Annotated in this window: 17 protein-coding genes and 2 tRNA genes; 13 read left to right on the top strand and 6 right to left on the bottom strand. The window is 72.5% G+C overall.

Features of this window, described 5'->3' with window-relative positions; all coding sequences use genetic code 11:
• A partial coding sequence (locus VGL20_12180) for a DUF6531 domain-containing protein (GenBank protein ID HEY2704439.1) occupies positions 1–967 on the bottom strand: 967 nt, incomplete at its 3' end.
• Between the two features lie 1,040 nt (positions 968–2,007).
• Between VGL20_12180 and VGL20_12175 the strand changes: the two genes are divergently transcribed.
• The 7 genes from VGL20_12175 (at position 2,008) to VGL20_12145 (ending at position 7,447) form a co-directional block, all read left to right on the top strand.
• Positions 2,008–2,271 (top strand): hypothetical protein, encoded by a 264-nt coding sequence (locus VGL20_12175; protein ID HEY2704438.1) that lies wholly within the window; start codon positions 2,008–2,010, stop codon positions 2,269–2,271.
• Positions 2,268–2,693, top strand: coding sequence for a hypothetical protein (locus VGL20_12170; GenBank protein ID HEY2704437.1), 426 nt, complete (start codon positions 2,268–2,270; stop codon positions 2,691–2,693). The genes VGL20_12175 and VGL20_12170 overlap by 4 nt, the downstream gene beginning before the upstream one ends.
• The gene (locus VGL20_12165; GenBank protein HEY2704436.1) at positions 2,687–4,624 is read left to right on the top strand and encodes a TraM recognition domain-containing protein; all 1,938 of its coding nucleotides are present in this window, start codon (positions 2,687–2,689) and stop codon (positions 4,622–4,624) included. The genes VGL20_12170 and VGL20_12165 overlap by 7 nt, the downstream gene beginning before the upstream one ends.
• Positions 4,611–5,867: a hypothetical protein gene (locus VGL20_12160; GenBank protein HEY2704435.1), complete on the top strand. Its 1,257-nt coding sequence runs from the start codon at positions 4,611–4,613 to the stop codon at positions 5,865–5,867. Before VGL20_12165 ends, VGL20_12160 begins: the two co-directional genes overlap by 14 nt.
• A 28-nt stretch (positions 5,868–5,895) precedes the next feature.
• The gene (locus VGL20_12155) at positions 5,896–6,273 is read left to right on the top strand and encodes a single-stranded DNA-binding protein (GenBank protein ID HEY2704434.1); all 378 of its coding nucleotides are present in this window, start codon (positions 5,896–5,898) and stop codon (positions 6,271–6,273) included.
• A 493-nt stretch (positions 6,274–6,766) separates the two neighbouring features.
• Complete coding sequence (locus VGL20_12150) at positions 6,767–7,195, top strand: hypothetical protein (protein HEY2704433.1); 429 nt, start codon at positions 6,767–6,769, stop codon at positions 7,193–7,195.
• A gap of 30 nt (positions 7,196–7,225) precedes the next feature.
• A complete protein-coding gene (locus tag VGL20_12145) occupies positions 7,226–7,447 on the top strand; it encodes a helix-turn-helix transcriptional regulator (protein ID HEY2704432.1) in 222 nt (73 codons plus the stop codon).
• Here VGL20_12145 and VGL20_12140 read toward each other — a convergent pair.
• The 4 genes from VGL20_12140 to VGL20_12125 all read right to left on the bottom strand — a co-directional run bounded on the left by VGL20_12140 (position 7,444) and on the right by VGL20_12125 (position 12,007).
• Positions 7,444–8,421 (bottom strand): tyrosine-type recombinase/integrase, encoded by a 978-nt coding sequence (locus VGL20_12140; GenBank protein ID HEY2704431.1) that lies wholly within the window; start codon positions 8,419–8,421, stop codon positions 7,444–7,446. The genes VGL20_12145 and VGL20_12140 overlap by 4 nt on opposite strands.
• Before the next feature lie 176 nt (positions 8,422–8,597).
• A tRNA-Thr gene (locus VGL20_12135) sits at positions 8,598–8,669 on the bottom strand.
• 27 nt (positions 8,670–8,696) lie between these two features.
• A complete protein-coding gene (gene bioA, locus VGL20_12130) occupies positions 8,697–10,799 on the bottom strand; it encodes an adenosylmethionine--8-amino-7-oxononanoate transaminase (GenBank protein ID HEY2704430.1) in 2,103 nt (700 codons plus the stop codon).
• Positions 10,796–12,007 carry an aminotransferase class I/II-fold pyridoxal phosphate-dependent enzyme gene (locus VGL20_12125; GenBank protein HEY2704429.1) on the bottom strand — a complete coding sequence of 404 codons (1,212 nt, stop codon included), beginning with the start codon at positions 12,005–12,007 and terminating at the stop codon, positions 10,796–10,798. Before VGL20_12125 ends, bioA begins: the two co-directional genes overlap by 4 nt.
• Before the next feature lie 138 nt (positions 12,008–12,145).
• On the opposite strand from VGL20_12125, the gene leuS reads away from it, so the two are divergent.
• Together leuS and VGL20_12115 are read left to right on the top strand one after the other, a co-directional pair.
• Positions 12,146–14,575, top strand: coding sequence for a leucine--tRNA ligase (leuS, locus tag VGL20_12120; protein ID HEY2704428.1), 2,430 nt, complete (start codon positions 12,146–12,148; stop codon positions 14,573–14,575).
• A 60-nt stretch (positions 14,576–14,635) separates the two neighbouring features.
• Positions 14,636–16,792: an HD domain-containing phosphohydrolase gene (locus VGL20_12115; protein ID HEY2704427.1), complete on the top strand. Its 2,157-nt coding sequence runs from the start codon at positions 14,636–14,638 to the stop codon at positions 16,790–16,792.
• 131 nt (positions 16,793–16,923) lie between these two features.
• On the opposite strand, the gene VGL20_12110 is transcribed toward VGL20_12115, so the two are convergent.
• A complete protein-coding gene (locus VGL20_12110) occupies positions 16,924–17,169 on the bottom strand; it encodes a hypothetical protein (protein ID HEY2704426.1) in 246 nt (81 codons plus the stop codon).
• A gap of 242 nt (positions 17,170–17,411) precedes the next feature.
• On the opposite strand from VGL20_12110, the gene VGL20_12105 reads away from it, so the two are divergent.
• The 4 genes from VGL20_12105 to clpP all read left to right on the top strand — a co-directional run bounded on the left by VGL20_12105 (position 17,412) and on the right by clpP (position 19,594).
• Positions 17,412–17,493, top strand: a tRNA-Leu gene (locus tag VGL20_12105).
• A 50-nt stretch (positions 17,494–17,543) separates the two neighbouring features.
• Positions 17,544–18,425: a trigger factor gene (tig, locus tag VGL20_12100; GenBank protein HEY2704425.1), complete on the top strand. Its 882-nt coding sequence runs from the start codon at positions 17,544–17,546 to the stop codon at positions 18,423–18,425.
• A 15-nt stretch (positions 18,426–18,440) separates the two neighbouring features.
• Positions 18,441–18,845 carry a hypothetical protein gene (locus VGL20_12095; protein ID HEY2704424.1) on the top strand — a complete coding sequence of 135 codons (405 nt, stop codon included), beginning with the start codon at positions 18,441–18,443 and terminating at the stop codon, positions 18,843–18,845.
• A 47-nt stretch (positions 18,846–18,892) separates the two neighbouring features.
• Entirely contained in the window at positions 18,893–19,594 is a 702-nt protein-coding gene (gene clpP, locus VGL20_12090) for an ATP-dependent Clp endopeptidase proteolytic subunit ClpP (protein ID HEY2704423.1), read from the top strand.
• The last annotated feature ends 2 nt before the right edge of the window (positions 19,595–19,596 follow it).

Raw genomic sequence — 19,596 nt, 5'->3', positions numbered from 1 at the left:
CCTTGGTGAAGTCCAGCTCGGTGACGCGGTGGTTGGTGTCATAGACCAGGTGCGTGTGGCCGGCCCCGGCGGGGTCGGTGATGTCGACGATCTCGTGCTTGCCCAGCGTGTCGTAGCCGAAGACGGCCGTCTTCGTCGGGTTCGCGGGGTCGGCGTAACCTGTGAGGTTGTGGCTGCCGTTGATGGTGTAGGTATAGGTGCGGCCCAGGGCATTATCCACCATCGTCGCCACGTTGCCGCCGCCGTTGTAGGTGAAGCTGACGGTTCGGCCGCTGGCGTCAGTGACCTGGTGGAGGGTTCCGTCGCCGTTGTACGCATAGGTGAAGGTGTTCGGCGCCTGAAAGCCGCTGTTGCGGTCGGCGTTGCTGGTCAGCTGGCCGGTGCCGTTGAAGGTCAAGACCTGTCCGTTATTGTGGTACGTGAGGGTGTAGGGGCCGCCGCTGGCACCGACCAGGCTGGCATCCAGCCCCGCTGGACTCGGCTCCTGCCAAGCGCTGCCGTTCGCGTTGAACACCTGCTGGAAGCTGCTCGGGCCCTGGTAGGTGATCGTGCCCACGCCGATGGTGAGCTTGACGTCGCCGCCGGCGCTCATGACCCAGTCCGAGCCGAAGTCGGCTCCGCCGCCGGCCCCGTTGGACAGGCTGTTGTAGTAGCGGTCGAGGTTGATGTTGTGGCCGGCGATGCCTGCGATCGCGAGGTCCTTCTCGTGGAGGAGGAGGTCGCCGCTGGCGACGTTCACCGAGAGGCTCGCCGTGTCCCACAGCTGATGCTTGTCCATGGTGTACCAGCTCTGTTCGCCAAGCAGGGTTGGGGTGGTCGACGCCGCCGCGATGAGCGGCCGATCGATCATGACGAGCGTGGTGGCGGCGGGCACGCAGAACGCGAAAAGGGCGAGCACGACACGGCGCCGGGCATCGAGGCGCTCGGAGTGGCGCGGGAGCATGGAGAGTCCTCGTTCGGTGGTCATGGGACCGGCAGGGTCCGCACCCCATCCGCCGGAGGAACGAGGTCAGGCGATCCTCACATGGGAATCAGGCTTTCCCGAGCCGCCGCTGGCGAGTCGTGCCAGCCCGTTACCGTGGCCACCACGTCCACCACGGGATCCGCGCTCCGCCGATCGTGGCGACCCTTGTCGGTGAGCTGCGGACCCGATCGCTACACGGGGGCTAACGCCGACGTGGGGCGACAGAGGCAGCCCCCCCGGGTTCGCCTTCTCACCGTGACACCGGCGGTGCCTATCGCTCCCGTTCCGGCGATGGCACCGTCGCAGCTCCGTCGCCGGGCGCTGACGCCGTGGCAGACCACGGTAGGCTCATCCGCGAGGTTTCCCCTCACGGTTGAGCCCCGGGGCGGAGTTGGTCTGTCGGTGACCGCATCGCTGATGCCGAACCCGAACCCCACCGCGGTGCTACGGGCGTCTGCGTACGACGCGTCAGCAACACAGCACCACAGGACGATGGGGGAGGTGAGGGGGTGCCCCCCTCGCGGACGTGGGGTCCGGGGGCGGAGCCCCTGGGCTCGCTCGCGCGCCGCGCGGCCTCCGTCAGGGTGCGGCGACCACTCTGGGTCGTGGACCTCGGGGGAATGTGGCAGCGTTCTCGCGGTGCAAGGATGCGGGCGAGGGTGGACGGGCGCCAAGCGGAGCCAGGGCGGAACGGGGCCCTCGGGCCTCGGATAGGGGGGGTGGATTAGCTCTTTGTCATCACCTTGCCATTCGAGACAGAGTGATGACAGGGTGCGCCTAGTCAGCTGGTCGCAGAGGCGGTCTCCTGCACGCACAGCGAGTTGCTGCCGTCGCCCCCATAGGCGGCGCGGCGGCGAGCTCGCTCAGCTGGATGCAGGAGCGCGCTGATGGACCGCCACCCGTACTACGCGCATGACCGGGAGAGGACACATCCCCTCCGGACCTTCGCGTTCATCGCAACAGTCCTTCTCGCGTTGGCCCTCCTCTACGTCTGGGCAGCTGGTCAGGTGCTCGGTGGCCTGGAGCACGGATCGTGGCCGGCCGTGTCTTGCGCGGACTCGGCCGCCGAGTTCATCCAGCTGAGCCAGCACCCCGGTGACCCAGTGGCCCCCGGTATCCCCGGCGGCTCCGCCTACTTCGCCGTCCTCAGCCTCCTGGTCCTCGCCAGCGGCGCACTCGCCGTGTGGCTCCTCCGGCTGGTGCGACGGCCGAGGGTGTACTGGGCACCGCCGCGGGTCATGAGCCGCAGCAGCTACCAGCCCTTCCTCCACGTGTATCGCGGCGGGCGCGCGAGGCGGTGGCGATGAGTGCCGAGGCTCACAGCAGCGCAACCGTCCTGGTTCCCTGGGACCTCGATGCGCTGACCCCCGACGAGCTCCGGTCCGCCTACCTCGACCTCTCCGGCTTCGTGGGGTGGCTTCGGGACTGCGACGTCGACGTCCCCGGGTGCTGGTACGTCCACGGATGGGTTGTCCGACGGCTCGCCGCTCTCCGCTACTGGCGAGAGGCGGTCCTCGACCCCGAGGCCCCGGCGAAGGCCGCCAATGAGTGGTGGTCCGCCCTCTTCGCCCTCCAGCGCGACTGGGAGGAGGTGCGTGGACACCACGGGGCCCACCCACCGAGGGAGCAGCCCTGGGGGAACCCGGTGGCCACGCCCGCCCTCGAGGACGCCGTCGCCGAGGCGGTGGCGCGCCGACGCCGCGCTCCCGCAGGACATCCGCCATGGTGACAACCGCCCTCCGGCGGAGCCGCAGCCGCCTGCTCGCACTCCTCCGGACCGCCGCAGCCGGGGTGCCCCCGCTCTGTGCGGCCGTCGTCCGGCTGGTTGTTGTCGCCTGGCGACGCCTCGTCGATCTGGTCATCTCGCTCGGTCGCTGGCGTCCGCACGCTCTCTGGATGGGCTGCGTCGTCGCCGGCGTGGGCGTGCCACCGCTGGTACCCGGCCTCGCCGCCCTCTCCCACGCCTCGCAGGCCGGTCGGGGAATGCGCCGGATCGCCACCGCCGCCGTCCCCCTGCTCCTGGCCATCCCGGTCATCGCCTCCATCCGCTACGGCCTCCATCTCGGGCGGGCCGGACACCCGTCGGCCGGCTGGGTCGTCGCGCTCAGCCCGGGCCTCGCGGCCGGCGGCGGCCGCCTGGCAAGGGCGGTGGACCGTCGGTCGGGCAGGCGCCCCCGCCTTCGGCCGGTGCGCGCGACGCTCGCCGTTGAGCCGTACGGCCTCCCGCCTTGCGAGGTGGTCATCGGCTTCTCGGGCCGGACCTGGATCACGGCACCGTGGCAGCACTCGGCAATCCTCCTCGGCGGCATGGGCACCGGCAAGACCCGCCGGGTGATCATCCCCAACGTCCTCGCCTGGACCGGCTGCGTGCTCACGACCACCACCAAGCGCGACGTTCTCGACGCCTGCGCCGCGGTCCGATCGCACCGGGGCACGGTGTGGTGCTTCGACCCCCTCGGGGTGCTTGGCGGGACACCCCCCGCCGTGCGACGGCTCACCTGGTCGCCGCTGCGCGGTTGCCGCGACCGCGACACCGCCCGCCAGCGCGCCTTCCACCTGTGCCAGGACGCGGGCAAGGGATCGGTCGACCGCACCCACTGGCGCACCCGCGGCACCCAGCTGCTCACCGAGTTGCTCCATGCCGCCGCGCTCGAGGGGCTGCCGATGTCGACCGTCGTCTCCTGGACGAGCGGGTTCCGCATCGAGCCGGCGATGCAGATCCTCGAGCGCCACCACGACCTCTTCGGTCTGCAGGTGCTCAAGGGTATCGCCAGGACGCCCGACCGTGAGCGCAGCTCCTTCTGGAGCGCGGTGGCGGGCATCCTCTCCGCCTTCGACACGGAGGCGGTGCTGCGCTGCGCCGACGCGGCGGATGCGTGCGGGTTCGAGCCCTACGAGTTCCTCACCGGCGCGAACAGCATCTTCGTGGTCGCCCCGAGTGACGCCCAGGTCGACCTCTCACCGCTGGTCGTCGGCCTGGTCGAGGAGGTTCGAACCGCGGCGCTCCGGGTCAGCGACCGGTTCGGCCAACTGCCGGTTCCCTTGCTGCTCGCGCTCGACGAGGTCGCCAACATCTGCCCGCTCGAGTCGCTGCCGTCGATCGTCTCCGAGGGCCGCTCCCGCAACATCGTCGTGCTCGCCGCCCTCCAGAACATGGGCCAGGCGGTCACGCGGTGGGGGAAGGACACCGCGTGGGGCCTGGTCTTCGGCGGTGGCGTCGCCACCGTCCTCTTCCCCGGGTGCGGTGACGGCGAGGTGCTGGACCGGATCGAGAAGCTCGCCGGCGAGCACTGGGTGCCGCAGCGGACGAGGTCGATCTCCCGGGGAGCCCAGGGTCCCTTCCACGCCTTCCACGTCTTCGACGTCGGCCACTACGAGAGCACCCAGGACGGCTACGTCCGGGTGCCGCGGATGCCCGCTGCGGAGATCCGGCAGATGGCGCCGGGGAACGCCGTCGTGGTCATGGGCCACTACCCGCCCGGCGTGATCCGGGTCGCCGACCACACCGAGCTGACGCCGTTCCGGCAGTGGGACAGGCTGACGCCGGTGGTCGACGTGGTCGCCGGCAGGGCGCGGATCGTCGAGCTGCACCCTGACGCGCGACGGTACGGCCGCCCGCACGGCGGACCGGGAGGGAGGACCCGCCATGGGTCTGCGTGAGTGGATGGGCGGCGGTTCCCGTCGCCGGTGCGAGCGGCGCCGAGACGTCGCCGGGGACATGGCGGAGATCCGCGACCTCGCCCGGGCGGCGTCCTCGTACGAGGAGGCTCTCCGCTCGCCGCAGGAGGCTGCCGTCCACCGCTCGGGTTTCGTCGACCTCGACCCGCAAGCACAGCTGGCACCCACAGCGGAGTGGGATGGCGATGCTCCTCGTGCCGCCGGTGAGCGAACCGCACCGTGGACTCGCCAGTGGAGTGTCATCGAGGGCGGCGATCTCACCCCGTGGATGTCACCGGAGGAACGTGAGCAGGCCGCTGGTAAGGAGATGGCCGACCTGGTGGCCCCCCGTCTGCGCCGGCCCTTCCCCTTCACGCCCACACACGAGTACGTCCACGAGATCTACGACCCAGCGGCCGAGGTCGACCAATGGCGTCCCGAGCGCCACGACTTCATGGTCGTGAACCGTGAGGCGTACGGACGCGATTCCTGGGACCGGGGCTCGAGTCCCGACTTCATCCTCGATCGTCAGGGAGGCTGGTGGGCTGACGGTGTCGGGCGCGCGTTCGAACCGGACAACGCGCCGGCTGAACTGCCCTGGCGCTACATCCCGTGGCAGGACGAGAAAGGGAGCTGGAACACCCTCGCCGCTAAGGACGAGGTCGAGTTCATCCCCCGTGGCGACGACCGGTCTACCGCCGAGGTCGCCCTCGACAGCGTCCTCCCCGGCTGGCGCGACCTCGAGGGAAGCGAGGAGAGGGTCCGCTCCGCATACGGCGAGTGGCCCTCGGCGAAAGCCCCGGTCGATCTCGACGACGCGGTGTACGTCGCGCTCGGAGAGGGTGCGGCGCTGTCCAGCCCCGAGACGCTCGCCGAGCGAGATGAGTCGTCCCAGGCCATCTCACCGGCGAGAGGGCCCATGCGTGAGCGGGACCGTCCCGTCTCGGACGACGACGTACGCCATGCGGACTTCGTTCGGGCTCGAGAGGAGGACCGGCTGGACGCGCTCGATGCAGAGCGCGAGTCCGAATGGGCGGCACGCGAGCGCGCCGCTCAGAGCCTCGACCGTCTGTACGACAGCGGACGCGAAGTCGACCGGAGGACGGCACCGGAGTCGGACGCCCTAGTGGACGTGCCGCCCGAGGAGCCACAGCGAACGCCATCGGCCGGCATCGAGTGGTCGCCTCCCGAGCGGGAGGCCATCCATCGAGGTGTCGAGCACGACCTGGACATCGGGCTCGATTGAGCCCGCACCGATCACGGAGGACTGCACCATGCTGAACCGTGCCGAGGTCATCGGTCGCCTGACGCGCGACCCGGAGCTGCGCTACACGCCGAAGGGCACGCCGGTCTGCCATCTCGCCCTGGCCACCAACGAGATGGTCGGCAGTGGCGAGCACCGCGAGGAGCGCACCGAGTTCCACGACGTCACCGCCTGGGACACGCTCGCCGAGACCTGCGCGCAGTACCTCGCGAAGGGCCGGCTGATCTTCGTCGAGGGCCGCCTCCACACGGAGCGGTGGGAGCGCGATGCGGTGCCGCAGCGGCGCACCGTCATCGTCGCCGGCACCGTGCGGTTCCTCGACCGGCCGGAGGGCACGCCCATTCCGGCGGACACCGCCGACGCGGTCACGTCCGACGCGGAGCGGTGACGATGTGCGCCCGATCGCTCCCTGCCGAAGAGCCGCCACCGATCCCCGATCCGATGGCAGGGTCGCGCGCCCCGGCGCCCGGTGCTGTCAAGCCCAAGCGGCTTCGCCGTGCCCACCGGGCAGCCCTGACAGCGGCGACGGGGCCCGCGCCGGTTCCGCCATCGGGGCCGGTGGCGCCCCAGCGGGGGACCGAGGAGGCACCTGGAATGTCCGAGCTCATCGAAGTCGAGACGATGACTCACTGGTGGTGCCGGCGCTGCGGTCGGTGGGAGGTGTGCGACGACCGTGATCACTGCATCGAATGCGCCTACATGGTCGGTGGACGGCAGCGCGGTAACGGCAGGAGCCGGCGGTCTGTAGACGGCGACAGTGCAGCGAGCCCAGCGCGGGCGAGCACGTCGATGGCCGCGGAGCAGCGGTCGTGATCCATACGCGCACCCCGGCAAGCCGCTCCGCCAGCACCACGACGACTCACTCAGGAGGTCAACAGCAGATGTCCGTCATCGCACCGGCGGGGGGAGGCTTCTCCCTAGTCACGACAACCCTCGTGGAGGCGGATGCCAGACGCCGGGCCCTCGCGCGGCACCGACTGGTTCATGCCCGTACCCGCTCGCTGTGCGAGGACCTCGCCGAGCGTCTCGCATGGCTCCAGCGGCCCGACGATCCTGACCGGGTCGCCGACGTCATCACAATGGTCGGCAATGAGACGGCCGCCCTGGAGGTGTGCATCGGGCGGGCGTCCACTCTGGCCCTCGAGCCGCCTCAGCCCCCCGAGGCGGTGCTTGCTGCCCTGGTCGACGCCATCGACGCCGAGATGCGTCTCGCTGAGCTCGGGGACCGGAAGGCCCGCCGTCGGGCGCGCGAGATGTCAGCTGCGCTGGCGTGTGGCATCAGCGCCATGGCGAAGCGGGAGGAGACGTGATGCCGCATCAAGAATGCGAGGAACGGTGACATGAGCCGGGTCAGTCTGGACCCCGAGAAGGTCGTCGCCGCACTCAACCGCAAGAGCCTGAGCCAGCGGGAGCTGGCTCGTCGCACGGGGGTCAGCGAGACCACGGTGAGCCACCTTGTCCGTGGGATTCCCGTCAGCCGACACAAGGCCGCCCAGGTGATCCGCGTGCTCGTCGACATCCCCGACGTGGACGGGATGGCGGACTTTCTCCCGTGTGTCTAGTCGGTGCGACGCTGGTAGGCGGCGATCAGGTCCTCCTCGGTCGCGGTGAGGTAGCGCATCGTCATGCGATAGGTGGTGTGCCCCATCGCCTTGCGCAGCGCCTCGTGGTCCAGCCGGGCGGCGAGCGAGCGCATCGCGAACGTGTGCCGGCACCGGTACGCGTGGGCCTGGACGCCCGCCCGGTCGGCGATCCGTCCGAAGAGCTTGGCGATCCCGTTGGAGGTCATCGGCGCGTAATCGCCGTCGGGGCCCGTGTGGCGCTTGGTCAGGAACATCTCCCGCCGCCGGGTGTCCTTGGGCCGCTCCTTGCGAAGGTAGTTCCGAAGCGTCTCGCTGAGGGCGTGGTGTGGGGTGTCGAGCGGGATGATCCGCTCCTTGTCGCCCTTGCCGTAGACGCGGATGAGCCAGACCCCGTTCACGGTCTCCTGCAGGTCATCGATCGTCAGCCGGGCGGCCTCCTGGGGTCGCAGCCCAGTACGCAGCAGCAGCTCGACCAGCATGCGGTCACGCTCCCCCAGTCGCTTCGCCGCGGCGAGCAGCTTGCGCTCCTCGTCCTGGCTCAGGCCCCGCGGATGCTGCTCCGGGATCTTGGGCCCCTTGACCATGAGCACCTGCGGGTCGCTCAGGTAGTGCCGCTCGAGGCAGAAGCGCAGGAAGGTCTTCATCGTCCGGTGGTGGATCGAGAGCGCACTGAGCGACAGCGGCGGGTCGACGCCGGCGAGGGCGGCCTTGAAGCGGCGGAAGGCCTCCGCGTCCCACTGCTCGATGGTGGTGAAGCCCTGCTCGGCCGCGAACTCCTTGGCCCGGCCCTTGAGCACCCATTCGTAGTTCCGGATGGTTTGGCGGGCACGCCCGTCGAGCCGCTTGTCGCCGATGAAGAGGTCGACCGCCTCATTCCAGGTGAGGCGATGCTCCGGAAGCTGGAGAACGGCGCCCTGGCCGAGAACCCGGCGGGTCCGCTGGGCTCCGCGCATGCCGATCCTCCCTTCGGTCGCCCCCTCAGAGGGGCTATGGGAATGAAATGGTAACAAACAAGCCGAAGAGTGTATGGCGTGTTTCATGCGCGCTTTTCGAGGGTTCTGGAGGCCTCCGGAGGACAGATCGTAGGAGGGACAAAATCCCTGCTACGACGCCAACATTGGACCCCCGGAGCCGACGGGGAGGTTCGAACTCCCGGCCTGCCGCTTACGAGGCGGCTGCTCTACCACTGAGCTACGTCGGCGGGGAGGCTCCCGGGGCGCCCATCCTATCAACGCACCCCCGGCAGGGCGGGGAGGCGTGTCACGACCTCGACGATCGACTCCGCGACCGCCTCGACCATGAGGTCGGCGTCGGCGTCGGTCATCACCAGGGGAGGGTTGAGCACCACCACGTCGCCGAGGGGGCGGACGATGACCCCGCGGCGGCGGGCGGCGAGGACCACCTGGCGGCCGGCACGGAGCGCCGGGTCGAGGGGACGGTCGAGCCGGCCACCGCCGAGCTCGATGCCGGCCATGACCCCGCGGCGGCGCACCTCGGTCACCCCGGGGAGGTCGGCGACCTCCTCGAGCCGCTCGCCGAGCCGGCGGCCAAGGTCGCGGGCGCGGGCCAGGGTGCCCTCCTCCTCGAAGAGGGCGAGGGAGGCGCGGGCGACGGCGCAGGCGAGCGGATTGGCGGTGAAGGTGTGCCCGTAGTAGAGGGTGCGGTGCTCGCTGTAGGCGCCGGTGAAGAGGTCGAAGAGGTCGTCGCCGACCAGGGTCGCGGAGAGGGGGAGGTAGCCGCCGCTCAGGCCCTTGCCGAGGGTGAGGATGTCGGGCTCGACCCCGGCGCCGCCGCAGGCGAAGAGGTCGCCGGTGCGGCCGAAGCCGGTGGCCACCTCGTCGCAGAGCAGCAGCGCCCCGCAGCCGCGGGCCTCGGCCGCGACGGCGCGCAGCCAGGCGTCGGAGTGCGGCCAGATCCCCGCCGCCCCCTGGACCCGGGGCTCGACGACCACCGCCGCGAGCCGGTCGCCGGTCTCGGCGACGGCCCGCCGCACCGCGGCGAGCGACTCGCGCTCCGCCGCGTCCGCCGAGCCGCCCCGGCGGGCCCGGACCAGCTGGGGCGGGGGCACCCGCACCGCGTCGAAGAGCAGCGGGTCGAGGCCGCGGTGGAAGGGCTCGGACCGCCCCACGCTGACCGCGCCGGCGGTGTCGCCGTGGTAGCCGTCCTCGAGGGAGAGGAAGCGGGTGCGCCGCGACTCGCCGCGGAGGCGCTGGGCGAGCACGGCGATCCGCAGCCCGACCTCGACGGCGGCGGCCCCCGCCTCCGAGTAGAAGACGCGGGTGAGCCGGCCCGGGGCGGCGGCGGCGAGCTCGGCGGCGAGATGGGCGCCGGGCGCGTGGGTCTGCCCGAGGAATGTCGAGTGGGCGATGCGCCCGGCCTGGTCGCGGAGGGCGGCGTCGAGCCGGGGGTGGGCGTGGCCGTGGACGTTGGCCCAGAGGCTGGAGATGCCGTCGAGGTACACGCGTCCGCGGGCGTCCCGCAGCCGGCAGCCGGCGCCGTCGCGGATCACCAGCGGCTCCTCCTCCAGCCACTCCGAGGTCTGGGTGAAGGGATGCCACACGTGGGCGTGGTCGAGGCGCACCACCTCCGCGGTCTCGGCCTCCTCCGCCCGGCGCCCGGGTTCGCCGAGGCGGGCGAGGAGGGCATCGAGGTCGAGGTGACGCTCGGCGGAGGCGGCGAGCCCGGCGGCGTCGCCGAGGTCGGCGGCGGAGAGGTGGGGGAGCACCCCGAGCACCCGCACCGGGCACTGGGCGGCGACCTGGCCGGCGTTCTCCGCCGCCAGGTCGGGGTCGACCCCGCCGGCGACGTCGCTCAGCACCACCCCGACCACCTCGAGCCCGCCGGCGCGGCAGGCGTCGACGGTGAGCGCGCAGTGGTTGATGGTTCCGAGCCCGGCCCGGCCCGCCACCAGCACCGGCGCACCCAGCCGCCCCATCAGGTCGCGCACCGTGCACCCCGCGGTGAGCGGGACCAGCACCCCTCCCACCCCCTCGACCACGAGCAGGTCGAGGCCGGCGTCCCCCGCCCGCCGCACGATCTCCCGCTCCAGGGCCTCGACGTCGACCCCGCGACCCTCGGCCGCTGCGGCGGCCAGCGGCGACCGGGGGAGGGCGAGCTCCTCGAGCGCGCAGGCGGAGGCCGGCACCCCGGTGGCGAGCCCGAGCAGGGCGGCATCGCCCCCGGTCGACCCCGGCGCCACCCCGGTGGCCACCGCCTTCACCGCGCCCACCCGCAGCCCGCGTCCGCGAAGGCCGGCGGCGACCAGGGCGGCGACCACCGTCTTCCCCGCGTCGGTGTCGGTGCCGACGACGCCGAGCAGCCGGGCGGTCACCGCCCTTCTCCCAGCACCGACAGCAGCGCCCCGGCGAGGGCGTCGAGCTGTTCGTGGGTGTGCTCGGCGGAGACCGCGATGCGCAGCCGCGAGGTGTCCACCGGCACCGTCGGCGGCCGCACCGCCTGGACCAGCATGCCCCGGTCGAGCAGCGCCGCCTCCAGGGCCACCGCCCGGTCCTCGGCGCCGGCCGGCACCGGGAGCACGGGCACGTCGGCGCGGCCGCCGGGCTCGAGCGCGGCGAGCGCGGTGCGGAGCCGGGCGACGTTGGCGCGCAGCCGGTCGACCCGCTGCGGCTCGGCGGCGAGCACCGCCAGGGCGGCGCGGGCGGCGGCGACGGTGGGGTGGGGGAGGGCGGTCGAGAAGATCAGCGCCCGCCCCCGCTGGAGCAGCAGCCCGCGCACCGCCGGGTGGCCGCAGATCCCCGCCCCCTGGGCCCCCAGCCCCTTCGACAGGGTCACCACCCTCACCACCTGAGGATGGCCGGGGTCGATCCCCGCCTCGGCGGCGGCGCCCCGGCCCCCGGGACCCAGCACCCCGGTGGCATGGGCCTCGTCGAGCACCAGCCAGGCGCCGTGGCGCTCGGCGAGGGCGAGGAGGCCGTCGATCGGGGCCACCGTGCCGTCCATCGAGAACACGCTGTCGCTGGCGATCACCGCCCGGCGGCCGGCGGCGGCGCGGAGGCGGGCGGCGAGGTCGTCGAGGTCGCGGTGGCGATAGACCTCGACCGCCGCGCGGCTGAGCCGGCAGCCGTCGATCAGCGAGGCGTGGTTGCGCTCGTCGCTGAGCACCAGCGCGTCGGGTCCGCCCAGGGCCTGGAGCAGGGCGACGTTGGCGGCGTAGCCGCTCGGCGCCAGGGTCGCCGCCGGCGCGCCCTCGAAGGCGCAGAGGTCGGCCTCGAGCTCGTCGATGGCGGCGTGGCACCCGCTGAGGTGGCGCGAGCCGGTGGAGCCGACGCCGTGCTCGAGGGCGGCGTCCGCCGCCGCTCGGCGCACCCGGGGGTGGGCGGCGAGCCCGAGGTAGTCGTTGGAGGAGAACACCACCACCCTGCGGCCGTCGACCTCGGCGACCGCGCCGCTGCCGCCCAGCCGCCGTCGGGGGCGGCGCAGCCTGCCCGCCCGGGCCTCGCCCTCGAGCACGCCCTCGGCCCAGGCCAGCGGCGCGGCGGCGGCGGCGGATTGCTGGGCGGCGGCCCCGGGTACGGTCATCGGCGCACGCCAGTGTAGGGTCTGACCACGTCCGGACCGCCGCGCGGCGCCGGTTCCCGATCTCGCCGATCCCGCCCCCGGGGCGGTGGCGAGGCGGTACCCTGTGCGCTCGCCAAACCCGGTTCACCACGAACACGAATGAGCACCACCGAGCCCGTTCCCTCGACCCACGCCCTCGACCCCTATGACCACGCCGTCGTGGAGGCGAAGTGGCGCCGCCGCTGGGAGGAGACGGGCGCCCACCGCACCGACCTCGACGCCCCGGCCCGGCCCTTCTACAACCTGATGATGTTCCCCTACCCGTCGGCCGAGGGGCTCCACGTCGGCAACGTCTACGCCTTCACCGGCGCGGACATCTACGGCCGCTACCGCCGACTGCTGGGTGACACCGTCTTCGAGCCGATGGGTTTCGACGCCTTCGGCATCCACACCGAGAACTTCGCGCTCAAGATCGGCGAGCACCCGGCGCGGATGACGCCGCGCAACGTCGCCCACTTCCGGGAGCGGCAGCTGAAGCGCCTCGGCGCGATGTTCGACTGGGACCACGAGGTCGACACCACCGACCCCGGCTACTACCGCTGGACCCAGTGGATCTTCCTGCGCCTCTTCGAGGCCGGCCTCGCCGAGCAGCGTGAGGGCCCGGTGAACTGGTGCCCCTCCTGCCTCACCGTGCTCGCCGACGAGCAGGTCATCGACGGCCGCTGCGAGCGCTGCGACAGCGTGGTCGAGCAGCGCGTGCTCACCCAGTGGTTCCTGAAGATCACCCGCTACGCGAAGGAGCTTCTCGAGGCCCTCGACCACCTCGACTGGTCGGAGCGCACGGTCACCGCCCAGCGCAACTGGATCGGCCGCAGCGAGGGGGCGAACATCCGCTTCGACCTCGAGGGCTGCGCCCGCGCCGACGTCACCGTCTTCACCACCCGCCCCGACACCCTCTACGGCGCCACCTTCCTGATGATCGGCGCCGACCACCCGAGGCTCGCCGAGTTCACCGCCCCGGACCGGGCCGCCGAGGTCGAGGGCTGGCGGGCGTCGCTGCCCCCGGCGGGCGACGAGCCCGACTTCTCGGTGGGCGTCGACCTCGGCACCGTGGCGATCCATCCGCTCACCGGCGCGCGGCTGCCGGTCTGGGCCGCCCCCTACGTGCTCGGCGGCTACGGCACCGGCGCGATCATGGCGGTGCCCGCCCACGACCAGCGCGACTGGCAGTTCGCCCGCGCCCACGGCCTGCCCATCGTCGAGGTGATCGGCGGCGGCGACGTCGCCGCCGAGGCCTACCCGGGCGACGGCCCGATGCTGAACTCCGCCGACCTCGACGGCACCCCCTCGCGGGAGGGGCGGCAGCGCGTCGTCGAGCGGCTCCGCGAGCTCGGCCGCGGCGACGCCACCGTCCAGTACCGGCTGCGCGACTGGCTGATCTCCCGCCAGCGCTACTGGGGGCCGCCGATCCCGATCATCCACTGCCCCACCCACGGGCCGGTGCCCGTGCCCTACGACCAGCTGCCGGTGCTGCTCCCCGAGGTCGAGGAGTTCAGGCCACTGGGGACGGGAACCTCGCCGCTGGCGGCCAACCAGGACTGGGTCAACGTGCCCTGCCCCACCTGCGGGGAGCCGGCGCGTCGCGAGACCGACGTGAGCGACACCTTCCTCGACTCCGCCTGGTACTTCCTGCGCTATCCCTCGACCGAGTTCGACGACCGCCCCTTCGATCGCGACCGCACCTTCCGCTGGCTGCCCGTGGACATGTACATCGGCGGCAACGAGCACGCCGTGCTCCACCTGATGTACTCGCGGTTCGTGATGCGCGCCCTCCACGAGCAGGGCCTGGTGCCCGACCCCGAGCCCTTCAAGCGTTTCCGCGCCCACGGGCTGATCATCCGCAACGGCGCCAAGATGTCGAAGAGCAAGGGCAACGTCGTCAACCCCGACGAGTACCTCGAGCGCCACGGTGCCGACACCCTGCGCATCTACCTGATGTTCCTGGGCCCGTACACCGAGGGCGGCGACTTCCGCGACGACGGCATCCGCGGCATCACACGCTTCCTCGACCGGGTCTGGCGGGTCACTCAGCAGGCCGTGTCGGAGGCGGACGACACCGATCGCGAGCGCCGCCGGCACCGGCTCATCGCCGCCGTGGGCGAGCGCTACGCCGAGCTCCGGTACAACACCGCGATCGCCTTCCTGATGGAGTTCTCCGACGGCCTCTCCCGCGAGGCGGCGGAGGGGACGGCACGGCGGATCGACGCCGAGACCCTGCTCCAGCTGCTGGCGCCGCTGGCGCCGCACATCACCGAGGAGCTGTGGGAGCGCACCGGCCACCGCCGGTCCATCCACGACTCGGGCTGGCCGGAGCACGATCCGGCCCTGCTCACCGCCGAGCAGGTGACCGTGGTGGTCCAGGTCAACGGCAGGGTCCGCGACCAGATGCAGGTCGACCCCGGGCTCGACGGGGCCGAGCTGGAGCGCCTCGCCCGCGAGCTGCCGAGGATCGCCTCCCTCCTCGATGGAAAGCAGGTGCGGAAGGTGATCCCGGTCGCCGACCGGCTGGTGAACTTCGTCGTCTCCTGACCGCGGGCGCCGGTCCGTGGTCAAATGAACCGGCCGGTCAGCCGGCCGGGAAGGAGCGACATGCGAGAGAGACTGCGCCGGCGGCGGATCCGGCGCGACGCGGACCGCCGCGACCCCTCGGCGGCGCAGCGCTGGCGGCGCCGCCCCGGGCTCGCCTTCTGCGTGCGCGTTCTCGTCTTCCTCGTCCCGATCGTCGCCACCCTGGCGGTCTCGATCGCGGTCTCACGGGCGCTCCCGTTCCCGGCCGACCGCTGGCACGAGCTGCTGTGGTGGACGGCGGTGGTGGTGGTCAGCCTGGTCGCCTTCCTCGTGGCCGACCGGCTCTGCCGCCGGGCGCTGCCCCTGGTGGCGCTGCTCCAGCTCTCGATGCTCTTCCCGGACCGCGCCCCCGGCCGCTTCAAGGTCGCCCGCAACCGCGGCCGGGTGAAGGAGCTCACCGCCGAGCTGGATCGCGCCGTCGACCGCGACCCCGCCGACCCGGCCACCCGCGGGGCGGTGACCGTGCTCACCCTGATCGCCTCGCTCGCCGTCCACGACGGGCGCACCCGCGGCCACTCCGAGCGGGTGCGGATCTTCGCGGACATGATCGCCGAGGAGATGAGCATCCCCGAGGAGGCCCGCTACCGGCTCCGCTGGGCGGCGCTCCTCCACGACATCGGCAAGCTCGAGGTGCCGGCGTCGATCCTCAACAAGCCCGGTCGCCCCGACGACGAGGAGTGGGTGCAGCTGCGCCGCCACCCCGAGACCGCCGCCCGGCTGCTCAGCCCGCTCCACGAGTGGCTCGGGGTGTGGATGCTCGCCGCCGAGCAGCACCACGAGCACTTCGACGGCACCGGCTACCCCCGGAGGCTGAGGGGCGAGGAGATCTCGCTCGGCGGCCGGATCGTCTGCGTCGCCGACTGCTTCGAGACGATGACCGCGGCGCGCCCCTACAAGAGGACGATGACCGCGGTCGCCGCCCGCGAGGAGCTGGTGCGCAACGCCGGCACCCAGTTCGACCCGGTGGTGTGCCGCGCCTTTCTCAACATCTCGCTGGGCCGGCTCTGGCGCGGGCTCGGCTTCGCCGCCTGGCTGGGCCAGCTGCCCCTGCTCGCGCCCTTTGCCGGGACGCTCTCGCGCTGGGGTGGCCACGCGGCCTCGATGACCGCAACCGTGGCCGCCGGGGCGGTGCTCGCCGCCGGCGGCCTGCTCAGCATCCCCAACGTCGGGTTCAGCAGCGCCCGCACCCCCACGCTCAGCCGGCTGCCTGCGAGCCCCGCCCCGGTGCTCGTACCCGCCCCGGCCCCGGGAACCGGGGTCAGCCCGCCGCCCACCTCCGTGCCGGAGCCGCCGCCCCCGCACGCGACCGCCGGAGGCCCCGTGGCCGGCCTCCCCGGCGCCCTGCCCGGAACCGGCGCGATCCTGGCCCCGGTGGCCACCCCCGCGGCGCCCCCACCACGCGGGCCGGCCGCCGCCGACGCCTACGCCCTGCTCGGCGTGATCGGGCTGCCCGGCCTCGCCAGCCTCGGCCCGGTGGCGCCGACGTCGGCCTCGGCGTCGTCCCGGCGGCCCACCGCCAGGTCCTCGGCAGCGGGCTGCGGCCCGGGCGCCTGCCCGCCGGGGATCGACGAGATCAGCCTCGGCGGCAGCAGCACCCTGGCCACCACCGAGAGCGGCCGCCGCATCGACTGCGGGGAGGGCGCCCCTCCCGCGGGCTTCGAGACCGCCCCGCTCACCCCGCCGGCCGCCGCCGCCTGCACCTCCGGGCTGCGGGTGGTCGCGCTCACCACGCCCCTGGGACTGGTCGTCGACGGGGTCGCCGCCGAGTCGGTGACCCAGGGCTGCCGCCTCGCGCCCAGCGGCCACGCCAGCGTCCGCGACCTCCAGCTCGGCGGGCTGCACCTGGCAAGCGGTCCCTCCGGCCCGGTGCCGAACACGCGGATGGCCGTGCTCCTCGCCGGTCAGCCCGACGCGATGCTGCTGGTGCTCGACGAGCAGATCCCCGACCCGGGCGGCCGGGGCCTCACCGTGAACGCCGTCCACATCAGCGGCGGTGCCGTCGACCTGATCATCGGCCACGTCCACAGCGCCGCCACCTGCCCGATGGCGACCGGTCGCACGGTTGGCGCCGGGCTCCCCGGGATCCCGGGCCTCCTGCTCCTCGTCCTGGTGGCACGGCGCACGCCGAACCAGTCGAGGGAAGAGCGGCGAGGCCGGCGAGTGCCGGCCAGGGGGTAGTCGCGGGATGCGCCAAGCGGCTCCCGCGACTGGACCGGGGGACGTCGTCCCCTCGATTGTAAAAATGGAGACGGCCGGCTGCTTCGGCCGTCTCCATCACACCGTTCGCCCGACCCTGGGTCGGGCGGTGGTCAGGCCATCGTCTCCGATGCGGTGAGCAGCGGGGAACGATGCCCGAGGAGCGCCCGCGTGGCCGCAACGCGGCAGGCGAGGAGCTCCAAAACGTCGTCGAGCTGGCTACGGAAGTTTCCGGCCAGCTCGATTGGATGGTTGTCGATCTCCCGCAGCAGCGCTGACAACCGGAGCGCCCTCTGCTCGATCTTCGCAACGACCTGCTGCGGGTCCTCGGCCGTTGCGGCCAAGTGAATCGGCTCCATCCACACACCTCCTGGTCGGCGGTGGCGTGACCCGTGTCCGGCCCACGTCGCCGCGGATGTTGCCGGGTGCTCCGGCCCCCGCCGGAGAGGCACCCCCTGTGCGGGTCATCCTACGGGTGATCGGGTTTTCTGGCAAGGGCGTGAGTGAGCTCGTCACCGGTCCGCCATCGCCCGCCGAGGTGGCCCCGAGCACCGGTGCTAGACTCCCGGTCCGCCCGTACCGGACAACGGGATCCGGCCCAGCGCGGATGGCGGAATCGGTAGACGCGCGGGACTTAGGATCCCGTGGGGAGACCCGTCCGAGTTCGAGTCTCGGTCCGCGCACGGCGGTGCTCGCCGGCCGGCCCCGCCCGCAACCCCGCAGAGGATCTGTAGTGGCCTCCGTTCCCAGCAGCGCAGCCGAGCTCACCGTCTCGGTCGAACCCCAACCCGGCTCCCAGGTCGAGCTCGCCGTCGAGGCCCCCTCCTCGGAGGTCGACACCGCCGTCCAGCAGGCGCTGCGCCGGCTGAGCGGGCAGGTGCGCCTGCCCGGATTCCGTCCCGGCAAGGCTCCGGCCGCGCTCGTCGAGCGCGCCGTCGGCTGGGACGCGGTCCGCCGCGAGGCCGCCGACAAGCTCATCCCCACCCTCTACCTCCGCGCCCTCGCCCAGGCCGGGGTCGAGGCGGTCGGCGACCCCGACGAGCTCGAGGTGGGCGACTTCGAGCGCGGCAAGCCGATCACCTTCACGGCGCGGGTCACGGTGAAGCCCGAGGTCGAGCTCGGCGACTACGCCTCGATCCGCGTCGACGAGGAGATCACCGAGATCGACGAGGAGAAGCTCGACGCCGCCCTCGAGGAGGTCCGCAAGGGCCACGCCGAGCTCGTGGAGGTCACCGACCGGCCCGCGCAGGCGGGCGACGTGGTCACCGCCACCCTGGGCATGAGCCGGGACGGCGTGCGGGTGGCCGAGCCCGAGGAGCGCGACGTCGAGCTCGACCGCGAGCGCGTCCTCCCCGGGCTGGTCGAGGGCATCCTCGGGCTGAGCGTCGGCGAGTCGAGCACGAGCGAGGTGACGCTCCCCGACGACTATTCCGCCGAGGAGCTGCAGGGCGCCACGGTGGTGTTCGATATCACCGTGAATCGCATCAAGGAGCGCAAGCTGCCACCGCTCGACGACAGCCTCGCCGTCCTCGACAAGCACGGCGAGACTCTGGAGGAGCTCCGCGCCCACTACCAGCAGGTGCTCACCGAGGCCGCCGAGCGCCTCGATCGCTAGCGCTACGAGGGGGCGGTGCTCACCGCGTTTCGCGACTCGGTCTCGTTCGACGTCCCCCACGTGATGATCGAGCGCGAGATCGACCGCCAGCTGCGCGACACCGAGATGCGCCTCAACCAGGCGGGCATGCGCTTCGACCGCTATCTCGAGTACACCGGGCAGACCCTGGAGAAGATCCGGGGCGAGGCCCGCGAGCCGGCGACGATGCGGGTGAAGCTCGAGCTGGTGCTCGAGGCCCTGGCCGCCGCCGAGGGCATCGAGGTCGACAGCAGCCAGGTCGATCGCGAGGTCGACCGGCTCGCCGCCGACCGCAAGCTGAGCCACGAGGATCGTCACCGCCTGGAGCATGCGGCCGAGCGCGACCTCCGCTTCCGCGGGGCGGCTGAACGGGCGGTCGAGATCGCCCGCGGCCAGGGGTGATCGGGCCGATTCCGGGAAGTCCAAAAACCGACCGTATAATGCGGGTGATGACCACCTTCCACAACCTCATCCCCATGGTGGTGGAGACCACCAACCGTGGCGAGCGTTCCTTCGACATCTATTCGAGGCTGCTGAAGGACCGCATCATCTTCATCGGGACCCCGATCGACGATCAGATCGCCAACGTGGTGATGGCGCAGCTCCTCTACCTCGAGGGTGAGGATCCCGAGAAGGACATCTCCATCTACATCAACTCGCCGGGTGGCTCGGTGTACGCCGGCCTGGCGATCTACGACACCATGCAGTACGTGCGGCCCCGGGTCAGCACCATCTGCCTGGGTCTGGCGGCGTCGATGGCGGCGGTGCTCCTCGGCGGCGGGAACAAGGGCATGCGCTACAGCCTGCCCAACACCCGGGTGCTGATCCACCAGCCCTCCGCGGGCTTCAGCGGCCAGGCGACCGACATCCAGATCCACGCGCAGGAGATCCTGCGGGTGCGCCGGCGCCTCGACGAGATCCTCGCCGAGCACACCGGCAAGCCGATCGAGGTGATCAATCACGACTCCGAGCGCGACTTCTTCATGAGCGCTGCGGAGGCCAGGGCGTACGGCCTGATCGACGAGATCATCGAGGGTCACGGCCGCCTCGGCACCAACGGCGCAGGGGTCGCGGAGCCCGCCGCGCGCGGCGTGAACGGCGGCTCGTCGGGCCCGACCACCGACGGCGGCAGCGCCGCCACCCGGAACTAGGG

The sequence above is a fragment of the Candidatus Dormiibacterota bacterium genome (assembly GCA_036495095.1).
Classification (GTDB): domain Bacteria; phylum Chloroflexota; class Dormibacteria; order Aeolococcales; family Aeolococcaceae; genus CF-96.
This window is presented reverse-complemented; position numbering and strand designations above follow the sequence as displayed.

What these genes read in the sequence shown, in the direction of transcription:
- leuS (HEY2704428.1), top strand. Translation starts at nt 12,146, where the DNA reads ATGAGCACCACCGAGCCCGTTCCCTCGACCCACGCCCTCGACCCCTAT.
- VGL20_12125 (HEY2704429.1), bottom strand. Translation starts at nt 12,007, where the DNA reads ATGACCGTACCCGGGGCCGCCGCCCAGCAATCCGCCGCCGCCGCCGCG.
- VGL20_12155 (HEY2704434.1), top strand. Translation starts at nt 5,896, where the DNA reads ATGCTGAACCGTGCCGAGGTCATCGGTCGCCTGACGCGCGACCCGGAG.
- VGL20_12170 (HEY2704437.1), top strand. Translation starts at nt 2,268, where the DNA reads ATGAGTGCCGAGGCTCACAGCAGCGCAACCGTCCTGGTTCCCTGGGAC.
- VGL20_12165 (HEY2704436.1), top strand. Translation starts at nt 2,687, where the DNA reads ATGGTGACAACCGCCCTCCGGCGGAGCCGCAGCCGCCTGCTCGCACTC.
- VGL20_12160 (HEY2704435.1), top strand. Translation starts at nt 4,611, where the DNA reads ATGGGTCTGCGTGAGTGGATGGGCGGCGGTTCCCGTCGCCGGTGCGAG.
- VGL20_12140 (HEY2704431.1), bottom strand. Translation starts at nt 8,421, where the DNA reads ATGCGCGGAGCCCAGCGGACCCGCCGGGTTCTCGGCCAGGGCGCCGTT.
- VGL20_12115 (HEY2704427.1), top strand. Translation starts at nt 14,636, where the DNA reads ATGCGAGAGAGACTGCGCCGGCGGCGGATCCGGCGCGACGCGGACCGC.
- VGL20_12110 (HEY2704426.1), bottom strand. Translation starts at nt 17,169, where the DNA reads ATGGAGCCGATTCACTTGGCCGCAACGGCCGAGGACCCGCAGCAGGTC.
- VGL20_12145 (HEY2704432.1), top strand. Translation starts at nt 7,226, where the DNA reads ATGAGCCGGGTCAGTCTGGACCCCGAGAAGGTCGTCGCCGCACTCAAC.
- VGL20_12150 (HEY2704433.1), top strand. Translation starts at nt 6,767, where the DNA reads ATGTCCGTCATCGCACCGGCGGGGGGAGGCTTCTCCCTAGTCACGACA.
- clpP (HEY2704423.1), top strand. Translation starts at nt 18,893, where the DNA reads ATGACCACCTTCCACAACCTCATCCCCATGGTGGTGGAGACCACCAAC.